The following is an 8977-nucleotide window of genomic DNA, read 5'->3' as shown; positions in this document are numbered from 1 at the left end:
ATCTGACCCCCGGCGTTCCCGCCGTCAGGGCGATCTCAGAGCGAGACTGGCGCGCCGCCTGGCGGCACGCGGCCGCGGTCCCGTTGCGCGACAGCTACCCCGACCGCTTCGGCGAGCCCGAACTGCGCCTCGAGATCGCCAAGCAGCTGGGTTTCAGTCGCGGCTTCGCACCGACGGAGGGGCGCGTCATCGTCACGGCGGGAACCGCCGAGAGCCTCTCGCTGATCGCCGAGGCGCTCGGCCCCGGGGCACGCATCGCCGTCGAGAACCCCGGCTACCGCAGCGGCCGACAGGCGCTCGCGGCGGCCGGCGCGCGTCTCGTTCCGGTGGGCCTCGACGAGCACGGCCTGCGGCTCGACGAGCTGCGAGCGGCGCACGGCCGGGCACGGCTCAGCGCCGTCTCGGTGACCCCGAGTCATCAGTACCCCATGGGCGCCGTCATGCCCATCGGACGCCGGCACGAACTGCTCGAGTGGGCCGCCGCGGAAGGCGTCGTCGTCATCGAGGACGACTACGACAGCGAGTTCCGCCACCACGGCTCGCCCCTGCCCGCGCTCGCGGCCATCGACACGGCGGGCGTCGTGCTGCACATCGGCAGCCTCTCGAAGGTGCTGAACCCCCAGCTGCGGTGCGGCTACGTCGTGGTGCCCGAGGGTGGCGCGGCGGCCGAGCGCGTGCGCGCCGGCCGCTCGGCCCGCGGCGCGGTCGTCGCGAGTCCGACACAGCACGCGATCGCCTGGCTGATGAACAGCGGCGCGCTGCGGCGGCACGTCGCGCGCGTCCGGCGCGACTACGCTCACAAGCGGGCGATGGTGGCCGATGCCTTCGCTGCGCTGCCCGGAGTGACGGCGGGCGCTCTCGCCGGCGGTCTGCACGCCACCGTTCAGTGGGGCGACGGCCGGCCGGAAGACGCCGTCGTCGCCGGCATCCGTCGGCGCGGCGTCGTGGTCGTCCCGCTCGGGTTCTACGTCGTCGAGGGCAGCGGTCTCGTCACGCACGGTCTCGTCCTGGGGTACGGCGCGGTGCCCGCATCCGCCCTCGCTCGCGCGCTCGACGGAATCGTCGCAGAGCTCGCGCTCGCGTGAGCCTCGAAAACGGCAGGAAATGGCGCGAAACCCAGCGGGAAATCCCGGGATTCCCCGGGCCCGCACCCTAGGGTGGGCCGCGTGTGGGGCATCGAGAGGAAGACCGCGCCGGGTGGCGCGATGACCGATTCTGAGCCCGACCACGCCCTCAATCCGCCGGCCCAGCAGGGTGCGACTCCGCACCAGCTGACCACGGGGGACCCGAGCGTCCAGGTCGGCAATGTCGCCGAGCACGCCTGGTCGAAGTGGCGCGAGGAGCTCGCCAACATCGGTGGTCCGTCGCCGCTGCTGCACTTCCGCGACGAGCCGCGCACCCGCATCGACCTGGGTTCCGCCCACCCAGGCGGCATGCCGACGTTCATCACGGGTGAGCGAACGCTGCTGTCGAGCCTCATTCGCGACGACATCGCGCTGCGCAACGCGCGCCTCGCGGCCGGCGCGATCACTGAGAAGGGCATCGAGCTGCGCAGCGTGCGCGGCATCGAGGGCGTGCACCTCGCGATCGGGCTCGCCGCCTGGCGCAACGGCCTCGACGAGTACCTCGCCCCGGTGCTGCTGCGGCCGCTCGCGATTCGCCGCTACGGCCGCGACTTCGAGCTGAAGCTGCGCGGCAAGCCGTTCCTCAACCCCGAGCTCGCCCGCGCGCTGGGCGAGCAGTTCGGCATCCGGCTGGACCCCGACGAGCTCGTCGGCCTGGCTCTCGCCAACGGCGCCTTCAAACCCCAGCCGGTCATCGACCGCCTGCGCGCCCTCACAGCCCAGCTCGCCTGGTTCCAGGTGCAGCCGCGGCTCGTCGTCTCGAGCTTCGCCGATGTCGCCGGCACGATGACCGCCGATGCCGCGCGGCTCGGCCACCCCGTGCTCGACGCGCTCGCAGGCAACCAGGCGGCGCACCACCAGGTCGAGAGCTCGTACAGCCCCGCGCAGGTGGTCGGCCAGGACGCGCGACCGCCCGCCGTCGACAACCTGCTGCTCGACGCCGACGAAGAGCAGGACGCCGTGGTCGCGCAGATCGCCGCGGGGAACTCGATCATCGTCAAGACGCTGCCCGGCACGGGCGGCACGCAGACGATCGTCAACGCGCTCGGCGCCCTGATCGCGCAGAACAAGCGCGTGCTCGTCGCGAGCCCGCGTCGCTCGAGCTTCGACGGCATCGCCGCCCGCCTTGCGCACGTCGGTCTCGGCGGCGTCGCGGTGCGGCCCGACACCCTGCGCCGCGATCTCATCGCCTCGATCGGCCGGAACGAGAAGGCCGAGCAGCCCCGGGTGGCCGACGTCGACGACGCCCTCGTGCGCCTGCGCAAGGTGCTGCTCGACTACCGCGGCGCCCTCACGAGCACGCATCCCGAGCTCGGCGTCAGCATGCTCGACGCACTCGAAGAGGTCGCGAACCTCGCCCTGCTTCCGACGCCGCCGTCGACGACGGCCCGGCTCGACTACGACTCGCTGGTCGCGATCGCCCATCGCCGCAAGGAAGCCGCGCAGACGCTGATCAAGGCCGCGCGCCTCGGCGAGTTCAAATACGGCCCGGGGGATTCCCCCTGGTACGGCGCCCAGTTCCGCACGCCCGCCGACGGCGAGGCTGCGCACGAGCTTGCGAAGAAGCTCAACTCGATCGAGCTGCCGCGCCTCATCGACCGCGCGCAGAAGCTCATCGCGACGACCAAGCTGCGGCCTTTCGAGAACATCGCCGAGCTGGGGGTGTACCTGCGCCTCCTCGCCGATCTGCGCGAGACCCTCGACCGCTTCCAGCCGAGCGTCTTCGACCGCCCGCTCACCGAGCTGATCACCGCCGTCTCGGGGCGGCGCGATGCGGGCATGAGCAACGGCGACCGGCGGCGACTGCGCAAGCTCGCGCTCGAGTACGTGCGCCCCGGCGTCCACGTCTCAGACCTGCACGAGAGCCTGCTCAAGATCCAGCAGCAGCGCACGCTGTGGAACCGCTTCGCCGAGGCGGGCGCTCCGCCGGCCGTGCCCGTCGGGATCGCCGATGTGCAGGTGGCCTACCAGCGCGTGGCCTCCGATCTCGCGAGCCTCGACGGTCCGCTCGCGCGTGCCGGCACGCCGGCCTCGCTCACCGTGCTGCCGCTCGCGCAGCTCAGCTACCAGATCGCCGGGCTGGCCGCCGAGAGCGAGGTGCTCGCCAATCTGCAGGAGCGCACCCAGTTGGTCGCGCAGCTGCGCGAGGTGAACCTCGACCCGCTGCTCGCCGACCTGTCGAGCCGCCATGTCGGCGAATCCCAGATCTCGGCCGAACTCGAGCTCGCCTGGTGGCAGTCCGTGCTCGAGCACCTGCTGACGACCGACAAGGCGCTGCTCGGCGGGAACACCGGCGTGCTCGACCGGCTCGAGGCCGACTTCCGCCTCGTCGACGAGGCGCACGCCGGCGCTCAGGGCCGCAACCTCGCCTGGCAGCTCGCCGAGGCGTGGCGGATCGGGGTCATCGACAACCCCGATGAGGCGAGCGCCCTCAAGCAGCTGCTGCGCGCCGACAAGGCCACGCCCGAGGCGGTCACCCGCGCCGCGCCGCGCCTCTCGCGTGCGCTCGCGCCCGTCTGGCTGGTGTCGCCCTACGAGGTCGGCAAGCTTCCTGACTCCCTCGACTTCGATGCGGTCTTCCTGGTGGATGCCGGAGCCTGCACCCTGCCCGAGAACATCGGGGCCATCCGCCGAGCCCGTCAGCTGGTCGCGTTCGGCGACCCGGTGACGCAGACGCCGTCGCCGTTCGAGACGGCGGTGAGGGCGGATGCCGCCGCGAGCCCCGTCGTCGCGCACGACGTCGACGCGCTGCACACGAGCTCCACCCTCGCCCAGCTCTCCGAGCTGCTGCCCGTCTTCACGCTGACGCGGTCGTATCGCGCCGGTGGCGACGACCTCGCCGAGCTCGTCAACCGCCGCTTCTACGGCGGGAAGATCGAGGCGCTGCCGTGGGCGGGCACCTATCTGGGCCACGGCTCGCTCAACCTGCACGTGGTCAAGGAGGGCTTCGGGCTGCCCGACCCCGAGACGGGCGCGGTGGAGTCCGTCGACGCCGAGGTGGCCAAGGTCGTCGAGCTGGTCATCGACCACGCCGTGAACCGGCCGCGTGAGTCGCTCATGGTGATCACCGCCTCGAACCGCCATGCCGTGCGGGTCAACCAGGCGGTGATCCGCGCGTTCCAGACCCGGCAAGAGCTCGCCGACTTCGTGCTCGCCGATCGCGCCGAGCCGTTCACGGTCGTCACGCTCGAGCAGGCGACCGCGCAGAGCCGCGACCGTGTGATCTTCTCGGTCGGCTACGGCCGCACGCCGCACGGGCGGCTGCTGTCGAACTTCGGGCCCCTCGCGGCGCCCGGTGGCGAGCGCCTGCTCGCGGTCGGTCTCACCCGTGCGCGCCGCTCGATGGACATCGTCTCGTGCTTCCGCCCCGACGACGTCGACGACAGCCGCCTGCCGCACGGCGTGGTCGCGCTGTCGCACGTGCTCGGCGAGGCGGCCGATATGGATGCCTCGCTGCCGGACGCCCCCGAGACGACCGAGCCCCTGCTCGTCGACCTGCGCGTGCGTCTCGAACGGCGCGGCCTGTCGGTGCGGCTGGGCTATCGCGGAGCCCTTCCGCTGGTCGCGTCGTATCACGGCAAGGCTGTCGTGGTCGAGACCGACCAGATCGTCGGGCACGGCTCGTTGCGCGAGTCGCTGCGCCTGCGGCCGGAGCTGCTGCGCCGCCTCGGCTGGCATTACCTGCGCGTGCACAGCTTCGAGCTGTTCGCCGACCCCGAGGCGATCGCGGGCCGCGTCGCCCGCCTCATCGGCGCAGCGCCCTCGCAGAACGCCGAGACGACGCCGCTCGACCTGCCGTAGCGCGGCGGGCTCGCTGCGCGTCTGTCTGTCTGTCTGGCTGCCGAGCCGCCGGCTGTCGGGGTATGTTCCGAAACACTTGAACGAGCGAACCATTTCTGCGAGCCATAGAACCAACGGTTCGACAGCGGCACCATTGGTTTGCGCGCGGTGACATTGGTTCGCGGGGAGAACCAAGGTTTCCCTTGGGGCCAAGAATGGTTCTCTCGTTCAAGTGCGCGGAGCAGGCATCCCCGGCGCAGCGCCGTCGTCGCCCGAGGCGCACGCGCACCTGCGCGAGAATTGACGGGATGAGCGAGGACGAAGAACGGATGCCTCGACGGCGTTCCCATCGTCGGGTGACGACTCCGCCGGCGCCCGGCTCCGACCCGGCGCCCGCGCTGCCGCCGCGGGTCGAGGCGCCCGAGGAGCGTTCAGAGCGCGACGGCGGCGACTCGAACGATGAGCGGCTGAAACGCGACGTGCCCCCGCACTGGTGAGCACGGGGGCACGTTCGACGGAAGCCGACTACTGCGGCGGCTGATCGGCGGCGTGCGCGCCGGAGCTCGACGGTGCCGCAACCGCGGCGGAGGCCGCCTGCTGCGCCTTGAGCAGGTCGCGGATCTCGGCGAGCAGCTCGACGTCGGTCGGCGCCGGGGGCTCGTCGGGCTGGCCGGCCTTCTTGCGGGCATCCAGCCGGTCCTTGAAGTGGTTCATCGGCAGCACCATCACGAAGTACACGACGGCGGCGACGGCGAGGAAGCTGATCACGGCCCCGATGACCGAGCCGAATAGCAGGAACGACTTCTCGCCACCGACGGTCGGGATTCCGACCTTCAGCGCGTTGTCGAGGCTGTCGGCGTTGAACACCGCGCTGATCAGCGGGTTGATGATGCCGGTGACGATGGCGGTCACGACAGCGGTGAACGCAGCACCGATGACGACCGCGACGGCAAGGTCGATGACGTTGCCGCGCATGATGAAATCTCTGAAGCCCTTGAGCACTTTGCCCCCTTCGCGAACCGCCTGCGCTCGACGAGAATCCTGAGCGTTCACCTGCATATTAGGACCCGCTCGAGCTCGACCCGCCGGAGGACGCGCTGCCCGAGCCCGACGACGGCCCCGCCGCGCCCCCGGCAGAGCCGCTGCGCGAGTCGGTGCGATAGAAGCCCGAGCCGTTGAAGGTGACGCCCGTCAGGCCGAAGACCTTGCGCAGCTTGCCGCCGCAGTTCGGGCACGCGGTCAAGGCGCTGTCGCTGATCGACTGCACGACGTCGAAGGCGTGGCCGCATTCTGTGCACTTATAGGAGTAGGTGGGCATGGTTCCTCGCGTTCTCGAGCCGCGCAGCTCACCGACGACAGCAGGCTCAGGACTCGGGAAGGCCCAGACCCTTCGCGCGCTTCGACAGCGGCACGATGCGGCTCGGGGTCACGACCCCGTCGACCGGCTCATCGTGCCGTTCGCGGGGTACCTCGTCAACCAGTTCGTCGTCGAACAGCACGGCAAATACCGGGGGACATTTTCCCATGCTGCCGAGCATCTTGTCGAAATACCCCTTGCCCCAGCCGAGCCGCATGCCGCTCAGGTCGACCGAGGCGGCCGGAACCAGGATCACGTCGACGTCGTTGATGGCCATCGGCCCGAGCAGCTCGCCGGCCGCCTCCGGCCAGCCGAGGTGGCTGACGATCTCGGTCTCGCCGTCGCCGGTCGTCCAGTCGAGCAGCCCGTCGAGGCGCGAGATGGGCAAGAGCGTGCGGATGCCGGCATCCCGCGCCCAATTCAAGAACGGGCGCGTGTTCGGCTCGGACGTCGCGGAGAGATAGGCGGAGAGGGATGTCGCGCCCATGCTCGTGACGAGCGCCTCGAGGCGCTGCGTGAGCTGCTCCGTCTCGCGCTCGACGGTGACGAAGGGCTTGTTGCGGCGGCGTTCCCGCAGCTCGGCACGCAGGGCGCGCTTCTGATTCGCGATCTCGTCTGCGGGCATGCCGACATTTTAGGGAGTGGCGATCTGTACGCTGAGAACATGGCGAAGTCCTCGATCACGAAAGCCGTCATTCCCGCAGCGGGTCTTGGAACGAGGTTCCTGCCCGCGACCAAGGCGATGCCGAAGGAGATGCTGCCGGTGGTCGACACCCCGGCCATCCAGTACGTGGTCCAAGAGGCGGTGGACTCCGGGCTCCACGACGTGCTGCTCGTGACGGGCCGCAACAAGAACGCGCTCGAGAACCACTTCGACCGGGCGGCCGAGCTCGAGGCATCCCTCGAGAAGAAGGGCGACGCCGACAAGCTGCGCAAGGTCAACTTCTCGACAGAGCTCGCCGACGTCCACTACGTGCGCCAGGGCGACCCGAAGGGCCTGGGCCACGCCGTGCTGCGGGCCCGCCCGCACGTCGGCAACGAGTCCTTCGCCGTGCTGCTCGGCGACGACATCATCGACCAGCGAGACCCGCTGCTGACCAAGATGCTGAACGTGGCCGAGACCCGGCACACCACCGTGGTCGCGCTGCTCGAGGTCGACCCCAGCCAGATCCACCTCTACGGTGCCGCCGCGGTCGAGACCACCGACGACCCCGACGTCGTCAAGATCACGGGCCTCGTCGAGAAGCCCAAGGCCGAGGACGCGCCGAGCAACTACGCGATCATCGGCCGCTACGTGCTGCGGCCCGAGATCTTCAACATCCTCGAGCACACCGAGCCGGGCAAGGGCGGCGAGATCCAGCTGACCGACGCGCTGCAGACGATCGCCGAGGGGCCCGACTGGATGGGCGGCGTGTACGGCGTCGTGTTCCGCGGCCGCCGCTACGACACGGGGGACCGGCTCGACTACCTCAAGTCGATCGTGCGCATCGCCGCCGACCGCGAGGACCTCGGCCCCGAGTTCCGGCACTGGCTCATCGAGTACGCCTCGACGCTGCCCGAGCAGATCCCCGCGAGCGAGGTGCTGCCCGACCCGAGCACGGGCACCATTCCGATCATCCACAGCGCATAGGGGGCGATCACCGCGGGCCGGATAATCTGGTCGGCATGGCCTTGTTTCTGCCGACGCTGACGGACGGCCCCATCACGGTGCGGCCGGCTCGCGTGCGCGACGCGAGGTCGCTCGAGCGCGAGCTGCTCGACAACCGCGGCTGGCTGCGCCAGTGGGAGGCGACGAATCCGCACGGCTCGGGCGGTTTCGACACCCGGGCGAGCATCCGGGCTCTGCTCTCGAACGCGCGCGCGGGCCATGGCCTGCCCTTCCTCATGGAATACGAGGGCGAGCTCGCCGGGCAGCTGAACGTCTCGTCGATCACCTACGGCTCACTCTCGAGCGCGACGATCGGCTACTGGGTCTCCGAGCGCTTCGCGGGCAAGAACATCACCCCCATCTCGGTGGCGCTCGTGACCGACTACTGCTTCTTCCAGCTCGGGCTGCACCGCATCGAGATCTGCATCCGCCCCGAGAACAAGCCGTCGCTGCGCGTGGTCGAGAAGCTCGGGTTCCGCTACGAGGGGCTCCGGCGCCGGTACATCCACATCAACGGCGACTGGCGCGACCACTTCTGCTTCGCGCTGGTCGTCGAAGAGGTGCGCCAGGGCGTGCTGCGGCGCTGGAAGGACGGCGCGGTGCCTGCGCTCAACGCTGTGCGCCCAGAGGCCGACGTGCGGGCCGCGCTGCAGCAACTTCCCGTGATCAAATGACACGCGTGTAATTTGCCCGGTCGGGCGCGAGATCGCCCATACCATCGCCCCATGGCGGACGGGAACCTGCTCGGGGGAGGCGTCGTCGTGGCGCTGGCCGCGGCGCTCTGGCTCGCCTACCTGATACCGACGTGGCTGCGACGCCGCGAATACATGGCGACCGAGCGAAATGCCGTCCGGTTGCAGCAGACGCTGCGCATCCTCGCCGAGGCAGCCGAGGTTCCGGAGGAGATCCACGTGGAGGCCACCGCACGCGACATCGCGGAGACGCAGAAGGCGCTTCGGAAGGTTCAGCAGCGCGCCGTCGCCGAGGCGAAGGAGCGCGCCGCGCTCGCCGCTCGCGCCGAGGCGCAGCTGCTGGCCGAGAAGAAGGCGGCCGCCGAGGCGGAGGCGC

8 protein-coding genes and 1 pseudogene are annotated in these 8977 nt (G+C 70.5%); 6 read left to right on the top strand and 3 right to left on the bottom strand.

Annotated elements, in window-relative coordinates; all coding sequences use genetic code 11:
• The 3 genes from ACM2XV_RS09720 to ACM2XV_RS09710 form a co-directional block, all read left to right on the top strand.
• On the top strand, positions 1-1085 hold a 1085-nt coding region (locus ACM2XV_RS09720), incomplete at its 5' end, for an aminotransferase-like domain-containing protein (RefSeq protein ID WP_487026783.1).
• Between the two features lie 120 nt (positions 1086-1205).
• Complete coding sequence (locus ACM2XV_RS09715; protein WP_487026782.1) at positions 1206-4925, top strand: DEAD/DEAH box helicase; 3720 nt, start codon at positions 1206-1208, stop codon at positions 4923-4925.
• 335 nt (positions 4926-5260) lie between these two features.
• Positions 5261-5401, top strand: coding sequence for a hypothetical protein (locus ACM2XV_RS09710; RefSeq protein WP_487026781.1), 141 nt, complete (start codon positions 5261-5263; stop codon positions 5399-5401).
• Positions 5402-5429: 28 nt separating this feature from the next.
• Here the strand turns inward: ACM2XV_RS09710 and mscL are convergent, their stop codons facing one another.
• The 3 genes from mscL to ACM2XV_RS09695 are packed head-to-tail and all read right to left on the bottom strand — an operon-like array spanning position 5430 to position 6886.
• Entirely contained in the window at positions 5430-5906 is a 477-nt protein-coding gene (gene mscL, locus ACM2XV_RS09705) for a large conductance mechanosensitive channel protein MscL (RefSeq protein ID WP_487026780.1), read from the bottom strand.
• Positions 5907-5964: 58 nt separating this feature from the next.
• Positions 5965-6222 (bottom strand): FmdB family zinc ribbon protein, encoded by a 258-nt coding sequence (locus ACM2XV_RS09700; RefSeq protein WP_344773528.1) that lies wholly within the window; start codon positions 6220-6222, stop codon positions 5965-5967.
• Between the two features lie 46 nt (positions 6223-6268).
• Positions 6269-6886 carry a 5-formyltetrahydrofolate cyclo-ligase gene (locus ACM2XV_RS09695; protein WP_344773526.1) on the bottom strand — a complete coding sequence of 206 codons (618 nt, stop codon included), beginning with the start codon at positions 6884-6886 and terminating at the stop codon, positions 6269-6271.
• Between the two features lie 39 nt (positions 6887-6925).
• Here ACM2XV_RS09695 and galU point away from each other — a divergent pair, with 39 nt between their 5' ends.
• The 3 genes and pseudogenes from galU to ACM2XV_RS09680 all read left to right on the top strand — a co-directional run.
• The gene (gene galU, locus ACM2XV_RS09690; RefSeq protein WP_344773524.1) at positions 6926-7891 is read left to right on the top strand and encodes a UTP--glucose-1-phosphate uridylyltransferase GalU; all 966 of its coding nucleotides are present in this window, start codon (positions 6926-6928) and stop codon (positions 7889-7891) included.
• Between the two features lie 35 nt (positions 7892-7926).
• The gene (locus tag ACM2XV_RS09685) at positions 7927-8583 is read left to right on the top strand and encodes a GNAT family N-acetyltransferase (RefSeq protein WP_344773522.1); all 657 of its coding nucleotides are present in this window, start codon (positions 7927-7929) and stop codon (positions 8581-8583) included.
• 51 nt (positions 8584-8634) lie between these two features.
• Positions 8635-8977 (top strand): annotated as a pseudogene (locus ACM2XV_RS09680) (hypothetical protein); the annotation flags it as partial.

It is taken from the genome of Gryllotalpicola sp. CP2-P1 (genome assembly GCF_057512245.1).
Note: the sequence above shows the minus strand (reverse complement) of the source record. Positions and strands in the feature narration are given on the sequence as shown.

What these genes read in the sequence shown, in the direction of transcription:
- ACM2XV_RS09715 (WP_487026782.1), top strand. Translation starts at nt 1,206, where the DNA reads ATGACCGATTCTGAGCCCGACCACGCCCTCAATCCGCCGGCCCAGCAG.
- ACM2XV_RS09700 (WP_344773528.1), bottom strand. Translation starts at nt 6,222, where the DNA reads ATGCCCACCTACTCCTATAAGTGCACAGAATGCGGCCACGCCTTCGAC.
- ACM2XV_RS09695 (WP_344773526.1), bottom strand. Translation starts at nt 6,886, where the DNA reads ATGCCCGCAGACGAGATCGCGAATCAGAAGCGCGCCCTGCGTGCCGAG.
- galU (WP_344773524.1), top strand. Translation starts at nt 6,926, where the DNA reads ATGGCGAAGTCCTCGATCACGAAAGCCGTCATTCCCGCAGCGGGTCTT.
- ACM2XV_RS09685 (WP_344773522.1), top strand. Translation starts at nt 7,927, where the DNA reads ATGGCCTTGTTTCTGCCGACGCTGACGGACGGCCCCATCACGGTGCGG.